Annotated in this window: 22 protein-coding genes and 1 pseudogene; 14 read left to right on the forward strand and 9 right to left on the reverse strand. The window is 64.8% G+C overall.

The window, feature by feature from the left end; all coding sequences use genetic code 11:
- Positions 1-8 precede the first annotated feature (8 nt).
- From MVA47_RS04270 to MVA47_RS04280, 3 genes are all read right to left on the reverse strand, one after another.
- Complete coding sequence (locus MVA47_RS04270; RefSeq protein WP_374474089.1) at positions 9-710, reverse strand: YcnI family protein; 702 nt, start codon at positions 708-710, stop codon at positions 9-11.
- Between the two features lie 88 nt (positions 711-798).
- Positions 799-1,191 (reverse strand): YtxH domain-containing protein, encoded by a 393-nt coding sequence (locus MVA47_RS04275; RefSeq protein ID WP_247206805.1) that lies wholly within the window; start codon positions 1,189-1,191, stop codon positions 799-801.
- A gap of 86 nt (positions 1,192-1,277) precedes the next feature.
- Positions 1,278-1,973, reverse strand: a complete 696-nt coding sequence (locus MVA47_RS04280; RefSeq protein ID WP_247206806.1) for a DUF6474 family protein — start codon at positions 1,971-1,973, stop codon at positions 1,278-1,280.
- A gap of 135 nt (positions 1,974-2,108) precedes the next feature.
- On the opposite strand from MVA47_RS04280, the gene MVA47_RS04285 reads away from it, so the two are divergent.
- Positions 2,109-3,806, forward strand: coding sequence for a TM0106 family RecB-like putative nuclease (locus tag MVA47_RS04285; RefSeq protein WP_247206807.1), 1,698 nt, complete (start codon positions 2,109-2,111; stop codon positions 3,804-3,806).
- Between the two features lie 30 nt (positions 3,807-3,836).
- Here the strand turns inward: MVA47_RS04285 and MVA47_RS04290 are convergent, their stop codons facing one another.
- Positions 3,837-4,667 carry a hypothetical protein gene (locus MVA47_RS04290; protein ID WP_247206808.1) on the reverse strand — a complete coding sequence of 277 codons (831 nt, stop codon included), beginning with the start codon at positions 4,665-4,667 and terminating at the stop codon, positions 3,837-3,839.
- Positions 4,668-4,944: 277 nt separating this feature from the next.
- Between MVA47_RS04290 and MVA47_RS04295 the strand changes: the two genes are divergently transcribed.
- From MVA47_RS04295 to MVA47_RS04305, 3 genes are read left to right on the forward strand one after another with little or no spacing between them, the layout of a single operon-like run.
- Entirely contained in the window at positions 4,945-5,475 is a 531-nt protein-coding gene (locus MVA47_RS04295; protein WP_247206809.1) for a helix-turn-helix domain-containing protein, read from the forward strand.
- 28 nt (positions 5,476-5,503) lie between these two features.
- On the forward strand, positions 5,504-6,016 hold the full coding sequence (locus MVA47_RS04300; RefSeq protein ID WP_247206810.1) for a hypothetical protein: 513 nt from the start codon (positions 5,504-5,506) through the stop codon (positions 6,014-6,016).
- Positions 6,007-7,164, forward strand: coding sequence for an MAB_1171c family putative transporter (locus MVA47_RS04305; RefSeq protein ID WP_247206811.1), 1,158 nt, complete (start codon positions 6,007-6,009; stop codon positions 7,162-7,164). The genes MVA47_RS04300 and MVA47_RS04305 overlap by 10 nt, the downstream gene beginning before the upstream one ends.
- 44 nt (positions 7,165-7,208) lie before the next feature.
- Here MVA47_RS04305 and MVA47_RS04310 read toward each other — a convergent pair whose 3' ends face one another.
- The 5 genes from MVA47_RS04310 to MVA47_RS04330 form a co-directional block, all read right to left on the reverse strand.
- Positions 7,209-7,970: an SDR family oxidoreductase gene (locus tag MVA47_RS04310; protein WP_247206812.1), complete on the reverse strand. Its 762-nt coding sequence runs from the start codon at positions 7,968-7,970 to the stop codon at positions 7,209-7,211.
- Positions 7,971-8,027: 57 nt separating this feature from the next.
- A complete protein-coding gene (locus MVA47_RS04315) occupies positions 8,028-8,807 on the reverse strand; it encodes a TMEM165/GDT1 family protein (protein ID WP_247206813.1) in 780 nt (259 codons plus the stop codon).
- 470 nt (positions 8,808-9,277) lie between these two features.
- On the reverse strand, positions 9,278-9,835 hold the full coding sequence (locus MVA47_RS04320) for a peptidase (RefSeq protein WP_247206814.1): 558 nt from the start codon (positions 9,833-9,835) through the stop codon (positions 9,278-9,280).
- 215 nt (positions 9,836-10,050) lie between these two features.
- Complete coding sequence (locus MVA47_RS04325; RefSeq protein WP_030167355.1) at positions 10,051-10,680, reverse strand: superoxide dismutase; 630 nt, start codon at positions 10,678-10,680, stop codon at positions 10,051-10,053.
- A 224-nt stretch (positions 10,681-10,904) separates the two neighbouring features.
- Positions 10,905-11,069, reverse strand: a complete 165-nt coding sequence (locus MVA47_RS04330) for a hypothetical protein (RefSeq protein ID WP_157366777.1) — start codon at positions 11,067-11,069, stop codon at positions 10,905-10,907.
- A gap of 305 nt (positions 11,070-11,374) precedes the next feature.
- Between MVA47_RS04330 and MVA47_RS04335 the strand changes: the two genes are divergently transcribed.
- The 10 genes and pseudogenes from MVA47_RS04335 (at position 11,375) to MVA47_RS04380 (ending at position 23,205) form a co-directional block, all read left to right on the forward strand.
- Positions 11,375-12,535: an iron-containing alcohol dehydrogenase gene (locus MVA47_RS04335; RefSeq protein WP_247206815.1), complete on the forward strand. Its 1,161-nt coding sequence runs from the start codon at positions 11,375-11,377 to the stop codon at positions 12,533-12,535.
- A 161-nt stretch (positions 12,536-12,696) separates the two neighbouring features.
- Entirely contained in the window at positions 12,697-14,223 is a 1,527-nt protein-coding gene (locus tag MVA47_RS04340; RefSeq protein WP_247206816.1) for a DUF3375 family protein, read from the forward strand.
- A complete protein-coding gene (locus tag MVA47_RS04345) occupies positions 14,220-14,990 on the forward strand; it encodes a DUF4194 domain-containing protein (RefSeq protein WP_062794655.1) in 771 nt (256 codons plus the stop codon). Before MVA47_RS04340 ends, MVA47_RS04345 begins: the two co-directional genes overlap by 4 nt.
- Complete coding sequence (locus MVA47_RS04350; RefSeq protein WP_247206817.1) at positions 14,987-18,445, forward strand: ATP-binding protein; 3,459 nt, start codon at positions 14,987-14,989, stop codon at positions 18,443-18,445. The genes MVA47_RS04345 and MVA47_RS04350 overlap by 4 nt, the downstream gene beginning before the upstream one ends.
- Positions 18,442-19,524 (forward strand): winged helix DNA-binding domain-containing protein, encoded by a 1,083-nt coding sequence (locus MVA47_RS04355; protein WP_247206818.1) that lies wholly within the window; start codon positions 18,442-18,444, stop codon positions 19,522-19,524. The genes MVA47_RS04350 and MVA47_RS04355 overlap by 4 nt, the downstream gene beginning before the upstream one ends.
- Positions 19,525-19,732: 208 nt before the next feature.
- Positions 19,733-19,897 (forward strand): annotated as a pseudogene (locus MVA47_RS04360) (AraC family ligand binding domain-containing protein); the annotation flags it as partial.
- Positions 19,898-20,067: 170 nt separating this feature from the next.
- Positions 20,068-20,421 (forward strand): helix-turn-helix transcriptional regulator, encoded by a 354-nt coding sequence (locus tag MVA47_RS04365; protein ID WP_247206819.1) that lies wholly within the window; start codon positions 20,068-20,070, stop codon positions 20,419-20,421.
- Positions 20,422-20,634: 213 nt separating this feature from the next.
- Complete coding sequence (locus tag MVA47_RS04370; RefSeq protein WP_247206820.1) at positions 20,635-21,279, forward strand: VOC family protein; 645 nt, start codon at positions 20,635-20,637, stop codon at positions 21,277-21,279.
- A gap of 31 nt (positions 21,280-21,310) precedes the next feature.
- A complete protein-coding gene (locus MVA47_RS04375; RefSeq protein ID WP_247206821.1) occupies positions 21,311-22,237 on the forward strand; it encodes a fumarylacetoacetate hydrolase family protein in 927 nt (308 codons plus the stop codon).
- A 272-nt stretch (positions 22,238-22,509) separates the two neighbouring features.
- On the forward strand, positions 22,510-23,205 hold the full coding sequence (locus MVA47_RS04380; protein WP_247206822.1) for an SDR family oxidoreductase: 696 nt from the start codon (positions 22,510-22,512) through the stop codon (positions 23,203-23,205).
- The last annotated feature ends 61 nt before the right edge of the window (positions 23,206-23,266 follow it).

Genomic DNA, 23,266 nt, shown 5'->3' on the forward strand with positions numbered 1-23,266 from the left:
ATCTCGCCTCACCGGCGTTTGCGCGCGAGGGCGCCGATCGCGACGCCGATCCCCAACGCGCCCAGCAAGATTCCGGCCCCGGCCAACCAGCGGGCGGTGTCGTCGGTGCTGTCGGTGTCTGAGGACGCGGAGTTCTCAGAGGCGGTCTCGGTGTCCTCCTCGTGAGTCGCCGTGTGGGCGTGACCGTCGGCGGTTGCGGCGCCGAGCGTCACTGTCGGCGCGGGCTTGTCGGGCTCGGGCTGACCCTCGACGGTCGGCTGGTCCCAGCGGACCACCTCGCCGTCGGAGTACGTCTGCGTCGCGGGCATGGTGACCGTCTCCTGCTCCGGCAGGGGCCCACCGGACACCCGGAATTGAAGGAACTCGCCGGGGCGGATGCCGGGGTTGCCGTCGGCGACCTTCCACGTCACCTCCGTGGCCTCTTCGGTGGCCGGGTCCTTCTTCACCTCGGCGGTCCAGCCAGGCAGCGGCTCGGTGCGGGCGGAGGTCAGGTTGGGCAGGGCGACGGTCAGCTCCACCGTGCTGGCGGTGTCCGACTCGTTGGGGACCCGGAAGGTGATGACGCCGTAGCCGCCCTGCGTGAGACCGTCGCCGGCCGCGGTGACGTGAGCCGAGGCCGAACCGGCGCCCAGCAGACTCAGGCCACCGACCATCGTGACGGCTGCGAGTGACGCACCGAGCAGACGGAAGCGTCGCTTGAACAAAGACATGGATGTTTCCTAACGGAGATGGGTGAAAACCCACCCGGGTGACCGTGTCGATCCACGGGCTCGGGCGGATGAAGGGTGTGGGCGAAGATCAATTCGCCGGTGGACCCCGAACCCCTGTCCCGCCAGGAGCGAACACCCCGACCAGAGGTCGTAGATGTGGTGAAGAAGGAAGATGTGAACTCGCGAGTTCGGCAACCGGGCCGCTCAGGAGGCGGCGCACGACGGCCAGGACCGACGTGATCACCCCGTACAGCGAGGTACCGCCGGCGATGAGCAACGCGCACACCGGGATCGCGATCAGGTGGGTCACCAACATCAGCGTCTGCGACCCGTGCGCATGGGCCATCGGGTCTGCGGTGGCCGAGAGGAGCACGTGCCCGGAGATCTGGGCGCCGGTCAGCACCGCGAGCAGGGCGAGCGGGGAGTTCAGCCGACGACACAGGGTGGCCGCGACGACTCCGACCAGCAGGAGCAGCAGCATCCCCGCGGAGTCAGGAAAAACGCCTGAAGCCGCCCCGTGGGCAGCAATTGCCAGCGCCGGGGCGGTCAGGAGGATGGACAGAGCGGTCAGGGACGCACTCCGAGGCGTGCGAGCAGGTCGGCGTCGATGGCGGCCAGCTCACGGCTGATGGCGGCGTGCGCACTGCGGCGCCGTGCGGCCGGCATGTGTTCGGCTGCCGCAACAGCGGTGGACAGGTCGGACAGCCGCTGGTTCATCGTCGACGCGAAGGTCTTGGTCTCGGCGTCCGACGGATGCTTGGCGGTGAGGGTCTGCAAGGAGGAGTTCGCACCGGCGATGCGTGCCGACAGAGCGGCGCCATGGCCGCTGTACTTGTTCAGCTCGGCAACAGGGACACCTGCGCGATCGGCCTGGATTCGGCTGATCTGCTCGCGGGCGGCAGTGCTGGCGCGGTAGGCGATCGGCACCAGGATCGGCGACAGCACCTTTGCGACCTGCAGATAGCGCTTGACCCGAGCGGGCGAGAGCACCTTGCCATCGGCGACCGCCTTGGCGTTGGCCTGCGCGATCTTGACGCTCGCCGAGTTCGTCTTGTCAGCGATCTTCAGTGCACTCTTGTCCGACTTGGCCTGCGCCTTGCGCGCTTTCTTGGCGAGCTTGCGCTGCTGCTTGAGCTCTTCCTTGGCGAACTTGCGCCCGGACTTGTCTTCGAGGCGGGCTTCGAGCTTGGCCTTCGCCTTGAGGGCCTTGGCCTCAGCTTTGCGCTGCGCCCGGCCCTTGCGTCCGGAACTGAACAAACCCATGCGTTGGGGACCTCTCGTTAGCGTGGTCGAGCATCGCCGTCGGCGGTTGACGAAATTGTCCTGCAGTTGCGGTACAAGCATTACATAGCGGGGGTACGGCAGGTGCCCCAGATCGGTGAGGAGAGGATGGTGTGGATGGCAACTCGTTCATCGGTGCCATCCGGCCCGACAAGACCGCCGCTGCTCAGTCCCAGGGATCTGAGCGGTTGCGAACATCGGCTTGCCCTCGATTCCCGATTCCCCGGCTCAGAGAAGGTCGCCGAAGACCCCGCGGTGACGCTGCGCAAAGAAGCGGCGGCCGAGCATCGTGAGCGCGTGCGCGACATGCTCCATGCGGTCCATTCGATCGAACTCAGCGGTTGGGCCGACGTGGGCAGCGGCGGCGGCAGCCGGCAGCGGGCCGAGCGGACCATGGCGGCCATCAGCTCGGGTGCTCGATGGATCTGGGGCGCGTCCCTGCCCGACGACGAGGCCGGTGGCCGCCGCGGGTGGGCGGAGCTGCTGATCCGCATGGACGATCCGCATCGAAAGCCGGGTTACGTGCCCGTCATCGTGGTGAATCACAAGGCTTCCGACCCCGGATCGGGCGCGGTGACCAGCCCGGTGTGGAGTTGGCAGCCGATGCTCGACGAAACGCGGAAGGTTCGCGGCAATTCGCGGGACACCGTTCGGCTGGCGCAGCTGTACCGGATGCTCGAGGCGCTCGACGTCGCAGGGGTCGACCCGGGGACGGGCAAACCGGTCGGCGCGGTGATCGGCCTCGACACCGACTGCATGGTGGTCCTCGACCTCACCGACACGCTGGTCAGATACGACGCGCTGCTGGAGCGCCGGGCCGGCATCGCCGCGGGCCGGGTATCGACGGCGCCCTCACGGATCGGGGAGTGTCGCAACTGCGCGTGGTGGTCCAAGTGCGGTCCGGAACTGCGCGAGGCACGCGATGTGAGCCTGGTGGTCAACGGCAATCTGACCCAGCTGCTCGCGACGGTGGGCGTTCGCACGGTGGACGAACTCGCCGCATACGACGGTCCTGTGCCCGACGGCTGGCCGGGCAACAGCCTCGATGACTCGATCCTGTTGGCGCGTGCCTGGCTGGCTCAGGTGACGCTGATCCGGCGAATGCCCGAGGTGCAGGTGGCGCGGGCCGACGTGGAGGTCGACGTGGACATGGAGAGCTACCAGGACGACGGCGCCTACCTGTGGGGCACGTTGCTCACCGACAACACCGATCCCTCCCGGGCGGTCAGATACCGCCCCTTCGTCACCTGGCAACCCCTGCCCACCCAGGACGAGGCCCGCTCCTTCGCCGAGTTCTGGCAGTGGCTGATCGGTGAACGTGACAAGGCCCTGAGTGAGGGTAAAACCTTTGCGGCCTACTGCTATTCGCAACAAGCCGAGAATCGTTGGCTGCTCGGGTCGGCTGACAGGTTCGCGGGATCGCCGGGTGTGCCGAGCCGTGAAACCGTGCAGGAGTTCATCAACTCACCGCACTGGGTAGACATCTATGAAGCCGTCAGCGTGAACTTCCTCAGCCCCGAGGGCAAGGGACTCAAGAAGGTGGCGCCCCACGCGGGCTTCCACTGGCGCGACGACGAAGCCGGTGGTGAGGCGTCGATGCAGTGGTATCGGCGGGCAGTGGGCCGCGACGGCGAAGACGTGGATCAATCCCAGCGGGTCAGATTGCTCGAATACAACGAGGACGACGTGCGTGCCACGAAGGCGTTGCGCGAATGGATGACAACCACCGCAGCTCAACAGGTACCGCTGGGTTCGGATCTACCTCGCCCTGCTGCCGTGCCCGTGCACGATGAGGTGCGTCCCGGCCAGGATTGATTGCGCCGTCTGCTCGAGAAGTGAGAGAAGTCAGCCGCGGCCGTTGCGCAGCGACTCGAGGAATGCGCCGCTGCCGAACAAGGCGACCGAACCCAGGACGAGCAGTCCGGCAGGCGACAGATCACGAGCCACCTCGGCGCCCGCGCAGCCGCCATCGGTCCCGGCGCCCATCAGGCAGTTCGACGCGGTTGGTGTGGCAGCGGGCGGGGTGGGCGGGTCAGACAGCGGGTCACCCTGTGGGACAGTCGGTTCGGACTCATCTTGGGGGAGATCGGGCGCGCCGGTGCCCGGTGTCGGGGAACCAGTGGTCGGGGAGCCCGGTGCCGGGGGAGTTGATGCGTCTGGACCCGGCATGCCGGGTATCGGCAGGCCTGGGATCGGGAGGTTCGGAAGCGTGATGGCCGGCAACTCGATTCCGGGTGGTACGGCGGTCGGGGCGGTGGTCAGCCCGCCCTCTTCGTTGCCGTCGTCCTCATTGCCGCCGCCCTGGTTACCGTTGTTGCCACTGTTCCCGGGGATGCCGTTGTTGCCATTTCCGTTCCCGTTGTTGCCGTTGCCGCTGTTGCCGTCACCTTGACCGTGGTCAGGTGTCGGCCCGGTGATCGATCGAGCCGGCATTCGTGACGTCTCGGTACTGTCCACCCCCGGACTGTCGTCGGCGTTGCCGTTGTCCGAGTTCGGCGGCGGGGTCGTGTCGGAGCCGGGCCGCGACGTCACGGTGACCTCTGACGGGGCTGCGGGATCAGCAGCTGCGGAGGGCGAGGTCAGGGCCAGGAGAATGCCACCGACCACCAACCCCAGTGACGCGACGAGCACCGAGAACCACGCCGTGATCGGGCGCTTCACGCGATGCTTCGGCATCGAGTCCTCCAGTCCGGAAATCACCAGGGGCGGGTTATTGAATTTTCGGCATCTTCACGGTTTATTCAGGTGGGCTCGATCAGCGTTGAACGAGCCCGGAAGTGAAGTACCGAAGACCGACTCCGCGCAGCATGAAGCTGTTTGGCTGCCTCAGGGCTGTAAGCTACCATATGGCAAACACGGCGTGCGGAGTAGTGAATTTCATACTTCTGGCTGGTCCCCGCTCGGTGATCGGCCCTCACTGGGAGGCACACGGAGAATGCGCGTGGAGCGTGGCATGACCGACAACATGGACCAAGCAGACACCGAGAACGCGTTTGATCCCGGACTCTTCGCGCGACGTCTGGAAGAGCTGTTCCGAACGGTCCCGGGCCCCAATGGTCGTGCTTACAGCGCCAAAGCCATCGCCAATCGTTCCACTGAACTGGGCTTTCGTCTCGGGGAGTCCTACTTGAGCCAGCTCCGGTCGGGGAAGGCCAAGTCGCCGTCGTTCCGCACGGTCGAGGGCATCTCGGCGGCATTCGGCGTCGACGTTCACTACTTCCTGGAAGATCGGGCCGCCCAGCGCACTCGCGACCAGATCGACCTGATGCGGCTACAGGCCGACAGCAACGTTCAACTCGCCGCGTTCCGTCTCGCCGGCCTGTCGAGTGACTCGGTCACCGTGGTCAACGAACTCATCAAGGTCCTCCGGGTTCAGCAGGGTCTGCCCGCCGACCCGCCCGACCTGCTGAAGTCGGCCGAACCTGAGTTGGGGCATGGTCATTCAGGACTTCGAGTGGTCGAAAGGCACGAAGCCGCAGACTGATCACGGGGGCACCGTCTTAAGATGGAGCATGCGATCCGAGCGCGAACTACGGGCACTGTGCCGCCGCGAACTCGGCGGTCTCGACCTGGATCTGCCTCTCGACGCTGAACAACTCTGCGATCTTTACGGCGCCCGGCGTGGTAGGCCGATCAAGATCGTTGCGCACCCGATGCCGGCCGGGATGCCGAACGGCGTCTGGTTGGTGGCCGCCGATGCAGACTATTTCTTTTGTCAGGCTGCCACGACCAAGCTCCACCGCGATCAAATCATCATCCACGAGTTCGGCCACCTCATCGCAGGTCACCAGTTGCTCGAACAGGTGGAGAACCGGCTGATCGGGAGTCCGGCAGGCGACGAGGACACCGACGATGCACTGAGTCGGACGTGTTATTCGGATGAACGTGAATGGGAAGCGGAGTTTTTGGCAACACTGATAGGAGAATGGGCGGCAAAAGCCGTCCAGGGCGTCGGAAAGACGGCCGGCCATGATGGATTACGGGGAATCCAGAGCATCCTCGGGGGGCACAACGGATGGTTGTAGGGGTAGTCAACGCCATCGCGTTGGCGTTGTTCGCCCTCGCTCTGTGCTGGCGTATCGACCGCCTCCGCAGGGAAGCCACCGGGTTGCAGCCTGTGGCCATGACCGTCGCGATCTCAGCGACGACTCTGGCTTTTGTTGTAGGTAACCCCCGCGTCCGGCAATGGCTCAACGACTACTTTTTCCCGGGCGCAGACAGATTGTCGATCTATTGCCTGCTCGCGATGGGTGTCGCCGCACTCGTAGTCGTCTTTTTCTACGGGACAACCGAGGAGCAGCGGCAGCGGCGAGCCGGCGTGGAAGCAATTCCATTGGTGGTAACACTGATCGGCCTCAACATCGCGATGCTGGCGACGCCCGTGCCGGTCCGTACCGAGCACATGTCGGACTGGACCGTGCACCATGTTGGTTACGCGCTGTTCTTCGTGATCGCCGACTGCTACGTGGCGTATGGGATGGCGGCCTGCGTGGTGTCGATCGGCCGATACGTACGTCACGCCGAGGGATATCTGCGCCACTCCCTGATCATCCTGTCGACCGGATTGGGGTTGCTGGGTGTCGCGGCCCTGATCCAGACGTTGTACGTCGTCACCGCCGGACTGCACGTGGCGCACCTCGACGTGTTGCTGAACGTCGCGGCCGTCCTCGCCGTCCTGGGGGCGGTGCTGTTCCTCGCCGGCATCTGCTACCCGCTGGTGCGAGCGCGAGTGATGTCGCTGCACCACGACCGCCGGCACCGCAGCCAGTACCGCGAACTCGAGCCGCTGTGGGCTCTGACCACCTCGGCACTTCCGGGGGTGGTGTTGCCGTCGCCACCTCAGGGTGCATTCGACGGTTCGATCATCTGGCTCTTCCAGCGGCGGGTGGTCGAGATCCGCGATGCGTTGCTGCAGCTGAGCCCCTATCTACCCGACGACTTCGATGAGCTCGAATCGGCGGCCCAGGCCACCGCGCTCCGCGATGCCGTGCAGACCTACGTCGACCTCGGTGGATCAGCCGGAGCGGTCCGGCAGGTCCTGGCGGGCGCCGGCGACGACCTCGACAGCGACGCCGCACCGCTTCTCCGGATCTCCCGTGAACTGGCGCGCGGTTCCGGTTCGTCGCGGCAGAACCCGGTGACGTCGCGGCAGAAACAGAACCGGACCGGCTGAAGGCCGGTCCGGTCTGAGTGTTCAGTTGCTGGTGACGTCAGTGGTCAGCGCGGAGCCATCCGCAGCGCACCGTCCATGCGGATCGTCTCGCCGTTGAGGTAATCGTGGTCGACGATGAACGCGGCCAGCTTGGCGTAGTCGCTCGGATCGCCCAAGCGCTTGGGGAACGGGATGCCGGCTTCGAGTGTCTTCTTGAACTCCGGGGTGATCCCGTCGAGCATCGGGGTGTTGATGGTGCCCGGAGCGATCGTGTTGACCCGCACGCCCACCTGCGCGAGGTCGCGGGCAGCGGTGATGGTCATGGCGTGCACGCCGCCCTTGGATGCGGTGTAAGCGATCTGCCCGATCTGGCCCTCGAATGCCGCGACCGACGCGGTGTTGATGATGACGCCGCGCTGGTCGTTCTCGTCCACCGCTTCCTGGCTCTGCATCCTGTTCGCGGCCAAACGCATCACGTTGAATGTGCCGACCAGGTTGATCTCGATGATCTTTCTGAACAGGTCGAGCTCGTGGGGGCCCTTCTTCGTCAAGATGCGGCTGGCCCAGCCGACACCGGCGCAGTTCACGGCGACGCGGAGCGGGGCACCGGATTCGGCGATGGTGTCCAGCGCTGCCTCGACATCGGCTTCGCTTGTCACGTCAGCTGCCAGGAGGGTGACGCCGTCCACCGCGGTTGCCTTGTCGATCGAAGGCTGCAGGTCGAGCCCGAACACAACCGCCCCGGCATCGGCGAAGCGCTTTGCTGTTGCCGCGCCCAGTCCCGATGCTCCGCCGGTGACCAATACCGCTGATCCTGAGATCTCCACTGATGCCGTCCCTTCTACAAAGTGTCCGCGGGGGTTGTTCAGCCCGCTGGGATCACCCTAGTCAGTGGCTGTGGCGACAGGTCGCTCGGCTACGAGGCCGGCGGGATGCTCACCGGGAAGGCCGGCTTCCGGTTCTGGCTCGGCGAGGAGTCGTTCGCGTTCGGCTGCCCGGTTCTGCTCACGGTGGCTGTGGACGTACCAGGTGCCGGCGCTGACGATCATGGCGACGGCGGTGATGGTGGCCATCGTGACGATGAAGTTGTTGGCGGTCACCAGGCCGTCGGTGGTGAGCCACGCGGCGAAGACGAAGAAGAGTGCAGCCGCGCCGTATGCGATCGCCTTCTCGGGGAGTTTGCGGCCGAGGACTGCGCCGACGGCGATGGCCAGGGCGTCGGCGGCGACCATGCCAACGGTCGATCCGATCCAGACACCGGCCCAGTTGTGGTCGGTGGCCAGGGTGATGGTGGCGAGCATTGTCTTGTCGCCGAGTTCGGCGAGGAAGAACGATCCGATGACCGCGAACAGCACCGACTTCTTCACCCGATCGGCCTTGTCGGATTCGTCGGTGTCGAGACTGTCGCCACGAAGGGTCCAGAAGCCGAACAGCAACATCGCCAGTCCGCCGACGATTGTCATCAGGTCGGTGGGGATCGAGAGACCGAGTACGTGGCCGAAGAGAACGGAGACCGCATGCACGGCGGTGGTGGCCACCGTGATGCCGAGCAGGACAACCCACCAGCGGTAGCGGATGGCGTACGTCATTGCCATCAGCTGGGACTTGTCGCCGAGTTCGGCCACGAAGATCACGCCGAAGCTGACCAGGAGTGCGGATATCACCACACCAACGTAAGCGCCGCTCACGACTGTTTGCAACTGATCGAATGGCCGCATTTATGCAGGTAGGGAGCCCTTTTTCAAAAGTTTGGGTACCCGAACATTAGGGTTCCCTTACCCGGTGATTCGCGGGAGGTTCGCCGCGACGCTGTGACGTGCGGACATGGGTGGTCGGGGGCTGGTTCGGCGCTCGCATGTCTGGGCTTTGCGCGGTTTGCAGACCGAGCGTCGGCGGGTTATGCAAGCGTGCCCGGCTGGTGGCTCGGGTGGCTGGGATGGGCGCGGTCTGCAGACCGAGCGTCGGCGGGTTTCCCGAGCGGGCCAGGCCTACCGCCCGTGGAACTTGGGTTTGCTCGGTCTACGGGCCGAGCGTCCCCCGGTTTCCCGAGCGGGTCGGACCTTCCGCTCGTACTACCCGGGTTTGCTCGCCCCGCAGAGCGAGCGTCGGCCAGTTTCCCAACCGGTGCCACTACTCAAGCAGCGAGGAGCATCGCCAGGACGGCGGTATCGGGATCGGTTCCCAGATCCAGACCTACCTGATTGCGCAGGGTCACCACGGTGCCGTCGGCTTCGGCCTCGGCCCATCCTGCGCGGTGTTCGAGGCCGAGTTCGGGAAGTCCTGGCAGCAGTACGCACCCCGAGGCCACGTCTGCACACTCGGGCAGGGACGGTCGAGTCTCGGACGGGGGATGGAGCATGAACAACGCGGGCGGCGGCGTGTAAAAAGGGCCCGCCTCGGTGAAGTTGTTGTCGATCACGCTGCCGACGGCGAGCATCAACCCCACGGTGTCGGGGTCGCACACCTCTGGTTTGTCCTCGATGACGCTGAACACGGTGGTGGTGCGGAGAAATCCCGGCCGGCAGGCGATGCGCACCGATGCTACGAGCGTCTGCGTCCACTCCAGGGTGGTGTCGGGCCAGCGGCCCGAGATCAGGATTCCGCGTAGCTCGCCGTGGCGGTGGAACGGGGTCAGCCCGATGGGTATCGACCCGGACCGCGACTTTTCATGGCCGGTGGCGTCCTCGCTCATGGTTACCTCCTGTTGCCGGAAGTTCCTCTGCTCAGGTCGCCTTTGACCAGGTGTCGAACTCTATTCGCAGCATGCCCGGTAAACGATTGGCACACAACCCGACTCGAGTGCTAATCGCGGCGGTTAACAGGAAGTTTCCCTCTGGGGGCGAAGACGCCGACGGCGGCCACCCGAGTGGGGTGACCGCCGCCTGCGAAAGGGTTGTACGAAAGTGCTTATGCGGGCACGATCAAGCCGGAGCCCTGCGCCTGTGCCTTGGCAAAACGCTCCGCGGCGTCTGCCCAGTTGACGACATTCCACCAAGCCTTGACGTAGTCAGGCTTGACGTTCTGGTAGTCGAGGTAGAAGGCGTGCTCCCACATGTCCAGCATGACCACGGGGATCAGGCCCACCGAGGTGTTGCCGTGCTGGTCGGTGAGCTGCTGGATGACGAGCTTGCCCTCGATGGTGTCGTATCCGAGGATCGCCCAGCCGCTGCCCTGCAAAGTGGTTGCCGCAGCGGTGAAGTGCGCCTGGAACTTGTCGAATCCGCCGAACTGGTCATCGATTGCCGCTGCCAGTTCGCCTTCGGGCTTGTCGCCACCGTTGGGCGACAGGTTCTTCCAGAAGATCGAGTGGTTCGTGTGGCCGCCGAGGTGGAAGGCCAGGTTGGCCGACAGCTGGAAGACCTTGTCGGCGATCGTGCCGTCTTCGCGCGCAGCCGCCAACTTCTCCAGTGCGGTGTTCACGCCCTTCACATAGGTGGCGTGGTGCTTGCTGTGGTGCAGCTCCATGATCCTGCCGGAGATGTGCGGCTCGAGAGCTGCGTAGTCGTAGTCCAGATCCGGCAAGGTGTATTCAGACACATTGTTCCTCTCACTATGTGGGGACACGCGTGCCCCCTTATTGATGTCCTCTGGGATCTATCCCTCGAGTGCAACTTCCACCCTTGCTCAGGAGATTGGGTTGTGCAATAGGACGTGAGCAATGCGCCTCAAGCCCAGTTGAGGTTTGCGGGGGTTGCGCTGGGGTGTTTCACAGGTGCCGGTGTGCCGCATTCGCGGTCGACCACAGTCGGATCGACTAGCCGCTAAGCGACAAAAATCAAAGCGAGCAAAAGGAGGAACAGAGCGAGCACGCTGATGCCGGTGGTGATGCATCGTGCCCCGACGTTGATGGGCTCGGCGCCAGGCCATGAACGGGGCCGGCGGTCGAAAACCGGTACGCCGCTGCCGCTGTCGGTCGAGGCTGCCACCCGATCTCCCCTCGTCAACTCGTGGTCCCGCGGATCATCAGTGATAACGATCACATACCCCGGTGATGCACAGCTAAACACGTATGGGCGCAGTACTCAAGCTGTGGCCGATGGGGAACGGGCACCGAGCTAGCGTCGGGTCCCTGAGGGCAGATGTGGGTCGTTCGACCAGGTCCGACGGGCCGCTGTCGGCGATCTCCGGGTCGGGATGGACGTCGCCGCAATAGGGTGGTCGTACAAGAGGGTGTCGAGGTCCGCGCTTTGCAGTGGGTGACGGAACACCCCGTGGCGAAAGGATTCAGCCATTGGTCAGCACAGTCGGTCTACCGCGCGAGATGCGGATCGGGGCGGGCGCACTCGATCAGCTGGTCGACGTGGTGACCGGATTGGCGTCGCGGCGTCCGATGGTCATCACCGACAGCTACCTGGCGGGCAGTGGGAGGGTTGATCAGCTGATCAGCGCACTGACTGAGGCCGGCCTCGATGCGGTGTATTTCGACGGAACAGTGCCCGACCCCACGACGGCCTCGCTTGACGCCGGGCTTCGTGCGGTGCGCGACCACGGTGCCGATCTCCTTGTCGGATTCGGTGGGGGCAGTCCGATGGACACCGCGAAAGCCCTGGCTCTGCTCGCCGTCGAAGGCGGCTCGATGCGCGACTACAAGGCGCCCGCGCGCAATGACCGCGCGGGCCTACCGGTGGTCGCCGTGCCAACCACGGCAGGCAGTGGTTCGGAGGCCACCCAGTTCACGATCATCACCGACAGCGAGAGCGACGAGAAGATGTTGTGCATCGGTCGGGCGTTTCTGCCGGTGGCCGCGATCGTCGACTTCGAGCTCACCATGACGATGCCGCCGCGTCTCACCGCCGACACGGGTATCGATGCGCTGACCCACGCGGTGGAGGCCTACGTCAGCCGGAAGAACAACCCGTTTTCCGACGGGTTCAGTCTTTCGGCGATCACGACCATCGGCCGGAATCTGCGCAGGGCCTACACCGACGGCTCCGATCGTGAGGCCCGGGAAGCGATGATGCTGGCCTCCACGCAGGCGGGGATCGCATTCTCGAACTCCAGCGTGGCCCTGGTCCACGGGATGAGCCGGCCCATCGGGGCGCACTTCCATCTCGCACACGGACTGTCGAATGCCATGCTGTTCCCCGCGGTCACCCGGTTCTCCTTGTCGGCGGCGACCTCCCGGTACGCCGACTGTGCTCGCGCGTTCGGGTGCGCGGACCCGAACACCTCTGATGAGGTGGCCGCCGAACAACTGGTCGACGCCATCGTCGATCTGTGCCGCGACCTCGCCGTCCCGACTCCGAGCGAATGTGGCATCGCCCGTGACCGCTGGTTCGGACTGGCCGCACTGATGGCCGAGCAGGCACTGGAGTCGGGGTCGCCCGCCAACAACCCACGGGTTCCGAACGCGGGAGAGATCGAAGCCATCTACGCCGAGATCTACCGCTGATCGACACCGGGTCGGCACGACCGCGGACCGACAGTGCGGCGTCGGCCAACTATCATCGCTGCGGGCAACCAGATGGGCCTTGCCGCCCGTCATGAGCGCCGAGCTGCGGGCAGCAGGTCGGTGGGTGAGCTCGCCATGGCAGGAAAAAGTGAGGTGGTCCGATGGCACGCCCGACAGCGGCGCAGCTCTACGCCGCCTACGGGGACAACGCGGACAGCGATGTCACCCTGCAACTGCTGAGGTCCCGGAACGCGGTGCCCTATCTCGCGATCATGGCCGCGCGTCTGGCCGACGGTCAGGTGGACGGCGACCATCTCGCGGCGGGTATCGACCGCGACCTGGCGGAGTTGGCCGCGCACTGGACCGAGCGAGGCTGGGAACTGCCCACGGCCGACGACTTGTTGGACCGCTGGGTGCGGGCGGGTTATCTCGCCCGAACCCTGCACGCCGACTCCCAGCGAGAGCGGTACCAGCTCACCCGCGGCGCCACGCAGGCCATCGCGCAGGTTCAGGCCGTACGCCGTAACCGCACGGTGGCCACCGAGACCGTGCTCGAACTGGTGATGTCGCGGCTGTCGAACATCGCTGTGTCGATCAACCCGGATCCCGGCGAGCACATCCGCGACATCGATCAGAAGATCGCCGAGCTCACCAGACGGCGGGAAGAACTAGCAGCCGGCGCCATCCCGGCGGTCGATTCGCGACGGGTGCTCGACGACATCCGCATGGTCACGTCGCTGGCCGAGCGGATGCCCGCCGACATCATCGGATACGGCGAGAAGATGCGTGAGAACTCCCGCGCCCTGCTCACCAGTGGCCTCGACGCCGAGCACGGTTCGCATGCCGACGTGCTCAACCGGATGTTCGACGGCCACGACGCGCTGGCGGACTCCGACGAGGGCAAGGCCTTCGACACGTTCTACACACTGATCGCGGATCACCGCTTACGCGACGATCTCGAGTCGAGCATCCGGCAGATCGCCGAGGGGATCCCGAATCTCCCGCACGACATCCTCGACACACTCACCGGTTTCATCGACCGGATGTGGGATGAGGTGCAGTCGGTGGACGAGGTGCGTGGTCAGGTCTACCGGCGCATCAACACCTTCGTCAAAGACGGCGACTTCCTCCACTATCGCGCGTTGCGCAGCCAGATCGCCGACGCGCAGCGCGCCGCGGCCGCTGCGTTCGTGCACGCGGGGCCAGGTAAAGACCTTGGTATCGCGGTACCGATGAGCGCCGCTGTGTCCAATTCGGTCGGCGCGTTGATCTTTCACGACGGGATCGTGGATTCGCCTGGGGCGGTTGCCGACACCGTGGGTGAGATCAACATCGACCCCGCCGACCTGGTGGGCGCCGAATCGATCGATTGGCATGCATTGACCGACGCGGTGAACGAGGCCGTGGCCGACGGTCCCGCCGAGATCGACGATGTGCTGGCGTTGTTGCCCACGGCCCGTACCGGTGACGTGATCGGCATCTGGTCGCTGGCGCAGCGCCATGGCGCCGCAGAACACGGCCAGGACGAGGTCACCGTGCTCGCCCACACCGCTCGCGGTATGCGCGAGATCCGTTTGCCCGCAGTCCGATTCACACACAAGCTGCCCGATCCGATAACCGCTCAGCCACACGAGGTGATGCATTTGCTCGATGAACCAGCCGAGCCTGTCCGAGGTGCCACCCGGTGAGCACGCCAGAAGATGATGTGGTGGTCCAGGAGGGCGACGATCTTTTTGTCGACTCACCCGAAGCGATCAGTGAACCATCGGTTGACCTGTCACACTTCGCATTCGACGGATCCGAGCCGGTCGGAACGATCAGTGAGGCGCGGATCGACGCCCGCTTCGACGGCGATACCTCGGCTCTGCCTGCGCCGGTCTGTTACGCGCTGCAGGAGTTGGTCGCCGCCGCACACGTGTCGGCGCGGTCTCGCAACTGGAAGACCATCGAGGTGCACGAGGAGATCATTCGGTCTCGCCTGTCGGAGCTGAATCTCCAGCTGGAGATCAACCGCGAGCACAAGTACGCGTTCACCCGCCAGGTGTCCGAGAACGACCCGCGGCAGCGGAACATCTTGCGAGCGCAGACACTCACCCTGGCAGCGTCGGTCCTTGCACTGTTCCTGCGACAGAAGTACTTGACCAGCGCCGATGAATCGGTGGTGACCGAACGCGGCGAGATCATCGACCACATGCTCACCTACAAGCCGGTGTCCGACACCGACGAGGCGGGCTTCATCAAGCGGATCGATGCCGCCATCAATCAGCTCGAATCGCGAAAGATCATTCGAGCGTTGCCGGGAACGGACCGGTTTGTGGTGCACGGGGTGATCGCTTCGCTCCTCGGGCCCGAACAGGTGGCTGCCTACACAGAGGCCTACCGCAGGCTTGCCGGTGAGCACACCGAAGAGGGCACCGACCTCACCGAACTCGATGACCAGGAGCGCACGTCATGACCGAGATCCTGGAAGTGGACGCAGCCGGCGGATCCGGGCCGGTTGACCGCGATACGCCATCGCCACTGGCCGCCCCGGCGGGCAAGCGCACCCTCAACATCGGCCAATTCCGTTTGACCAGGCTGCAACTGGTCAACTGGGGAACCTTCGACGGGTACAAGGACTATCCGATCGACGAGCGGGGCGTGATGCTCACCGGGCCGTCCGGGTCGGGCAAGTCATCGATGATGGACGGTCATTCGGTGGTGTTGCTGCCCACCTACGATCAGGTGTTCAACGCGTCGGCCGATCTGTCCGCGAAGGGCGCGAAGAAGGCGGCCCGATCGATGGCCGACTACGTGCGCGGCGCGTGGGCGGAGAACGACGACCGGTACAACCAGTCGCAGGTGCAGTACCTGAGGGCGGATGGCGCCACCTGGTCGGCGATCGCGGCGACCTACGACAACGGCGCAGGATCTGCCACCACTGCGGTGGCGATCAAGTGGTTCCCGGGGTCGGGCACCGACGGCAGTTCACTGCGGTCGTGGTACCAGCTGCATGACGGGCATTTCGACCTACTCGGCCTGAACAGATGGGCACAGAACGGATTTGACATCCGCCGGTACCGGTCGGCCAATCCGACTGTGGAATGCTTCGATGTGCAGAGCGCCTACCAGGAGGCGCTGAGGCGACGTGTGGGAATCGGCCAGTCGTCGGCAGCCTTGTCTTTGATGGGCAAGGCGAAGGCCATGAAAAACGTCGGTGATCTCAACCTGTTCATCCGGACGTACATGCTCGATCGACCCGACACCTACGCCAAAGCCGAACGGCTGGTGGAGAACTTCACTCAACTCGACGAGGCGTATCAGGCCGCGGCCCGCGCCAACGCGCAGGAACAGGTCCTCCGACCGATCCCGGCGGCCTGGGAAACATATTGCAGCGCTGAAGAATCCACGACCCGAGCGGGCACGCTGCTGGGTCCGCCGATGAGGGCGTTCATGCGCGAGCACCGGCTGACGCTCCTGCAACAGCGTCTGGATCAGATCGACGCCGACCGGATGCGGTTGGACAACGAGGTGGCCAACTGGGAGAACCTCGCAGACGAACGCGAGGAGCGCCACAGCTCGCTGCGCGACCAATTGACCGCCGAGAAGGGCGAGCTCACCACACTGGAATCGGAGCTCAAATCCTTCGAGGCGCAGGTGACGGCCCGGAACCGCGCCTACGAACGGTATGCGACGTTGGTGGGCGGACTGGGGGAGCAGACCCCCGAGACCCAGGACGAGTTCGCCGCCCTGCGGATGCGAGCCCCGGAGATCGCCAGGGCGGCAAGAGAAGCCGCCGACAGGTTGGCCACCACGGCACACAGCTTCTTCGCCGCCGAGACCGATGCGCGGCGAGAGTTCGAGGCGGTCGTGGAAGAGCTGGCGAGCCTGAACACCCGGCGGTCGCTGCTGCCACGCGAAGTGCTGGCACAACGCGACGGCATCGCGCAGGCCACCGGGGTCCCGCCCGCCGAATTGCCGTTCGCCGCCGAACTCATCGACGTCGACCCCGCCGCCAAGGACCGTTGGGCCGGGGCCGCCGAGAGAGTGCTGCGCGGACTGGGCATGACCATGCTGGTGCCGGCTCGGCACCGCACCACCATCGGCGAGTTCGTCAACCGGACCAACATCGGCGGGGTACTCGAATACCGCGTCTATCAGGAGGACTCAGCGGTTGCTGCCGACCCTGTTCGCGGTTCGCTCGCCGAGAAACTGATCGTAGACCGGAAACACCCCGCCGGAGCGTGGCTGGCCACAGTTGTCGCCCACAGCGCCGAGCACATCTGTGTGGATCTGCCGTCTCAGCTCGATGAGCACACGCTGGCGGTCACTCCGCAGGGTCTGGTGAAGTCCGGTCGTGACCGTTTCCGCAAAGACGACCGGCGTTCGGTGTCCGACCGCACACAGTGGATCCTCGGCTCCAACACCGACGGTAAGCGCTCGGCTCTCGAGGAGCTCAAGGCCGAGCTCGAACTTCGGTACCAGCAGGCGCGGCAGGCGGCTCAGGACAAGCGGGACCTGTTGGAGCAAAACCGCGAACGCGCGAAGAACGCCGATGCCCTGACCGGGTACGCGTCGTGGGCCGAGCTGAACTGGTGGTCGTCGCGGCGAGATGCCGACGAACTCAACGCCCGCATCGATCGCGTTCGCGAAAACCGGGTGGATCTCGCCGAACTCGAGGAGCAGGTGGAGATCGCCCGGGCCGACTGGCGAGAGGCCGTCGCTCGGGTGGGTGCGCTGGGCGATCAACTGGGACACATCGGCTCGGACTGGGATCGATGGTTCGCCGAGTTCGAGCAGGTCAAGAACGAGGGCACCAAACTCGAGGATTCCGACCGGGAGTATCTCGCCGAGGTGCTCGCCGAGACGCTCGCCGATGGCGGCAAGACACTGACCCTGGACAACTACGGCGAGGTGCGGTCTGATCTGCGCAATTCGCTCGAAGCCGTTGTGGGCAAGGCGAATGCCGAACGTGACGGTGCCGAGAACCGAATTGTCCGCGCCGCCGAGGCCTTCCTGCGGGAGTGGCCGGAGGCCGCAGCGAATCTGAGCGCCACGGTGGAGTACGCGTCGGATCTGGTGTCGATTCACCAGAGCCTGGTCGAGCACGGTCTGGCGTCGACACAGCAACGGTTCCGGCAGCTCATCACCACCGACATCAGCCACTCGGTCTCCAACTTGTACAAGGAGATCGGCGACACCAACAAGCGCATCACACAGGGCATTGCCGAGGTCAACACAGGCCTGCGCAGGGTCGACTTCAACGAGGGCACCTACCTGCAGATCGCGCAATTGCACAATCCCACTGACGAGTCGCGGGAGTTCGGCAAGATCGTCGACGCGATGATCCGCGACGCGCCTGCGGCGAAGTCGGGTGACGGCGCGGTGTTGGCGCGGCAGTTCTACCGGATCCGCGGGCTCGTAGCCCGGCTCACCGGTACCGACGCAGAGAACCGCCGCTGGTGCGACAACGTGCTCGACGTCCGCAACAGCTACACCTTTTACGGCAAAGAGCTGAGTCTCGATGCCGCACCGGACGATCCGCCCGTGCACACCTACCGCAACACCGCATCCAACTCCGGTGGCGAGCAGGAGAAGCTGGTGGCGTTCTGTCTGGCTGCGGCCCTGAGCTTTTCGCTGAGCCACGGCGAGGACCATCGTCCGGGGTTTGCGCCACTCATGCTCGACGAGGCCTTCAGCAAGTCCGACGAGACCTTCAGTTCGCAGTCACTCCGCGCATTTGAACAGTTCGGGTTCCAGCTGATCATCGCCGCCCCGATTCGCATGGTGGGGATCGTGGAACCGTTCATCGGTCAGGTCATCCTGGTGGACAAGCAGATCGGCGATACGGGTGCCCGCTCGGATGCACGCGCAGCCACGTTCGGCGAATTGGCGCAGGCGCGGGCGTCGTCAGGCCGACGCGAATCATGACCGCGACGTTGTCGATGCGGCAGTGGAACCGGACCCTGCTGCAGCGCCAGCATCTGCTCGAAAGGGTGGACGAAGACGTCCTCGAGGTGCTCGACCGTTGCGTCGGTCTCCAGTCGCAAGACCCGAAGTCGGCGTTCTACGGTCTGTGGTCACGCATTGCGGACTTCGACCCCGCCGACCTCGATCAGCTGATCGATGGACGCGAGGTGGTGCGGATCGCATTGCTGCGCAGCACCGTGTTTCTCATCGACAGTGAAGATGCGCGATGGATCCGGCCGCTCACCCAGCCTCTGATGGACAAGGTGTTGCGGTCGAACCACTACAAGCTGATCGGCGATGCTGATCCTGCTGAGGTGGTGGACTACGGGCGAGAGTTGTTGCGTGACAATCAGATGACTGTCAAAGACCTCAAGACGGTGTTGTCGGAGCGCTGGCCGGCAGCAGACGCGTCGTCCCTGGTGACGGTGGTGCGCTGCCTGGAGTCATTGGTTCAGGTGCCTCCGCGGGGCACATGGCGTGGTTCTGCGACCACGACCTATCAATTGTTCGACGACTGGTGCGGCGCGGGCGAACCTGCCGTGACCGGGGATGAGGCCATCGCCGATCTGGTCCGGCTCTACCTGCGTGGGTTCGGCCCGGCGTCGATCAACGGCATTCAGACATGGTCGGGCATCACCGGTCTGCGCCCGATCGTCGAGGCGATGGAAGCGGACTGGGAGCTCGCGAAGCTGCAGGGGCCCGACGGCGAGGAACTCTTCGACATCGAAGGCCTGGCGCCGGCCGACGAGGGGGTCGACGCCCCCGCCCGTCTGATTGCGCCCTTCGACAACATCGTGCTGGCTCAGGGCGCCGATCGGCGACGGGTCATCGACGACGAGGTGTTCAAGAAGACGACGACCCCCAACGGCCGTTCCCCCGGATTTGTTCTCGTCGACGGCCGAGTGGCGGGTATATGGAATCCCCGCAAGGACGGCAAGCGAATCACGGTGGAGGTCGAGTACCTGCTGAAGGTGTCCGCAGCGGATCGCCGCGCAGTCGACCGCGAGCGCGATCAGTTGATCGAGTTCTGCAACTCATGAACGCCTCACGCCGCACCGGCGGTCACCCTCGCTCAGATCTGCACCTGGCCCGGCTGCCATGACGATCCAGGATCTGCCGCCCGGTACGGCGAAGGGACGTCAGCGCACCGACGCCCCGGTTGCGGAAGCGGTTGACAAACGAATGCTCCCGGTCTACGAAGCGGGCGCGATCGATGTCCCGTTTGTGATCGCGGGCAACTACGAGGTGATGGCGCGTAACACCTTCTGGGAGGAGCACTCCCATCCCACGCACGAGCTGCTCTGGACGGAGCGCGGCGCGTCGACGGCCACCATCGGGTCGCGGATCTGGGCGATCACGCCGTCTGTGGGTCTGTGGGTGCCGGCGGGCGTACGGCATTCGGGATGGACACCGGAGGGCATCACCTTGCGGGCCGCGCAGTTCAGTTTCCGTGCGGCTCCGTCGATCTCGGCCGAGCCGGTGGCGGTGGAGATGTCCACGTTGCTGCTGTTGCTGCTCGATCGGCTGACGGTCGACGGGCTCGACCCGCGTCGCGGACGGCGACAGAGGCCATGGTGCTCGACGTGCTCGCCCCCGCGAGGCACGAGGTGTCGCTGCGAGTGCCGACGGCGGCGCTGCTGTCGCCGATCGTCGCGGCGATTCGGGCGGATCCCAGCGACTCGACCACGTTGGCGCAGTGGGCGGTTCGACTCGGTGTCAGCACCCGCACCATCACCAGGGTCTTCCACGCCGAGACCGGTGTCGGGTTCAGTCGATGGATCGCGACGGCGCGAGCCCAGCACGCCATCGAGTTGCTGGCGCGAGGTGAGGCGATCGACGAGGTCGCCTATTGCGTCGGCTACCGGTCGGCGAGTGCATTCGGCACGGCCTTTCGGCGGGTCACCGGGATGAGTCCTGGACGATTTCGCGCCCACTGACACCGGCTCATATCAATAACCTGGGGAGCCGAACGGAAGACTGTTCCCGTTACACGGGAGGTGGGTGCGTCGGCCGTCGGTGGCACGGTCGGCAGCGCGCCACCATCAATTCATTGACTGAGAGTCAATCAGTGACTACTCTGAGGGCATCGACGTCGTATTGCGACCGTGCACGAAGTTCTCCGGTCCCGATGTTTGTCTACTCAGTAGGAGATGACCTTGGCTGCTCGTCCTGCTCACAATGGTGTGGAAGCCGGTCGCATCGCTCCTGCCGCGATCGCGCATTGGGTGGTCAAATCCACGCGGCGAACTGAACTCATCGACTGGTACGGACGGGTTTTCGGTGCGCGCGTAGTCCACGACGACGGGCAGGTGACCTTCCTGACCTGGGATGACGAGTCGCACAGACTCGCCATCGTCTCGGTTCCCACGGTGGTCAGGTACCTGTTCCCGCTCGCCAAACTGCGACGCAAATTGTTTGGTCTCGACCACATCGCCTTCACCGTCCCCACCCTCGACGGCCTGTTGGAGGACTACGTCCGGCTCAAAGAGCATGGGATTCGGCCTGTTTGGGCTATCAATCACGGCCCCACGATCTCGTTGTACTACGAGGATCCCGACGGAACGCGTCTGGAGTTTCAGGTCGAGAACTTTCCGACGCCGGAAGAGACGGCCAATTACTTCTCCAGCGAAGAGTTCGCCGACAACCCGATCGGGGTGAACATCGACCCCGACTACCTGCTCACCCAGTTGCGCAACGGCGTACCGCACTCGTGGTTGAGACGTCGTGAGGCTGGTGTACGCCCCGGAGGCAAAGTTGTCGCGAACAAGAAGACCTTGAATTTCAAGACACTGTGATGAGGCCAATGGCAGCGGAGGGCATATTTCGTTGAGCACCAGCATAATTCGCACTGCAACGGACTGGTGGCGGATTGAAGGCGACGTTGCGACTCGTGTGGACACCGCCGCAACCACCACAGGCGAGTTACTTGCCGACCGCCCGGCGATCGCGGCTGCGGTAGGCGGTGACACTCCCGTAGACACGTTGGCGCCGTTGTCTCCGGTCACCACGCCGTGCCGTGTTGTTGCTCAGTTGCTGAACTATCGATCACATGCCGTCGACGCAGGCGCCGACGTGGATAACTTGCAGCCGACGTTCTTTCGGAAGTCGTCTGCATCGCTCAGCGGTCCCACCGATCCGATCCGGAGACCGCCCGAGGTCGGATTGCTCGACTATGAGATCGAATTGGGGCTTGTCATCGGCGCGCACGTTCCAATCGACCAGGTGGTGACCCCTGAGTCGCTGGGCGACTTCGTGGCCGGCCTCGTCGTGACGAATGATGTGTCCGCTCGCGAGATCCAGTTGACGAAGGTGCAGGTGTACGAGAGCAAGTCGTATCCGACGTTCACCCCTGTCGGTCCACGACTCGTGCTGCTGGAACCGAGTGAGTTCGCTCGGATCCGGGAACTCCGGTTGACGCTCTCGGTCAACGGTGACGTGCGTCAGGATCAGCTGATCGGTGATGACCTTCTCACCCCGCCCGCGGCCGCGCTGACCCGGCTCGCCCGTTTTCAGACATTGGCGCCCGGTGACCTGCTGCTCACGGGAACGCCGGTCGGGACGGCGATCTCGGCGCCTCCCGCATTCGTGCAGAAGATGGGCGAACTGCTGCCCGCTGCGTTGAAGTGGAAACTGTTCTTCTCCCGCCAGGCACGCAATCCGAAGTACCTGTCGACAGATGACGTGGTCACTGCTCGCATTGCAACCGCAGATGGCGAGATCGATCTCGGAACGCAAACGAATGTCGTCTGCTGATTCGAAGCCCCAGAATGCCGATGCCCTGGGCGGAAACAGGATTCCGGCCGTTGTGGTCGGACCCCGGCGCCTCGCCGCGACCATCGCGGTCGAGTAGATCTCGATACTGCTACACAGGCGTCAACACTTCACGAAGCAGACCTGCGGTGCCTGCAGTCATGTGTGGCACCCTCGCGGCTTTCGTCGCCGGCGGCTCGCTTGTCGTCTGACCGATCGGCCGATGTCCTCCCGCGACATGGCACCTCGTTCCCCGAACGATTCAGGAGGTAGATGTGAACGTCCGTACTGCTTTGGTGACCGGGGCATCCTCGGGTATCGGTCAGGCCACCGCTGAACGGTTGGTCGTCGAAGGTTTTCGGGTGTACGGCACCAGCCGGAATCCCGCTGCCATCCCTGATAGCGCACGCGTTGAGGGCGTGCGTTACGTGCCTCTCGAGTTGGGGAGCGCCGAAAGTGCGGAGCGGTGCATCGCAGAGGTGGGTGCGGTGGACGTGCTGATCAACAACGCCGGTGAAAGTCAGAACGGTCCGCTCGAAGACCTACCGATGGACGCCATCGAGCGCCTGTTCACCATCAACGTGCTTGCGCCAGTACGGCTGACGCAACTCGTGCTACCCGGGATGCGGCACCGCGGGTACGGGCGGGTGGTCATGGTCGGGTCGATGTTGGGAAGTTTTCCGCTGGCGTACCGGTCGTCGTACGTGGCGTCCAAGGCCGCGCTGAAGGCCTTCTCGACGGCGGCGAGGGGTGAGGTCACTTCGTTCGGCGTCAGACTCATCACGGTGGAGCCCGGTTCGATCAACACGGGGATCAGCGAGCGGCGCACCAAGTACATCGCCGACAACTCGGTGTACGGACCAGACTTTCAGCAGGTGCTTGATGCTCTGGATCGGAACGAAAAGCGGGGGATCTCAGCCGAACGAGTTGCGCAGACAATAGTTTCGGCAGTTCAGCACCGGCGCCCTTGATCGTTCTACGCAGTCGGGAGCCGTGCGCCATTGGTATTTGCGGCCCGTAGAACATTGACCG

Origin of the sequence: Williamsia sp. DF01-3, assembly GCF_023051145.1 — a bacterium.
Classification (GTDB): Bacteria; Actinomycetota; Actinomycetes; order Mycobacteriales; family Mycobacteriaceae; genus Williamsia.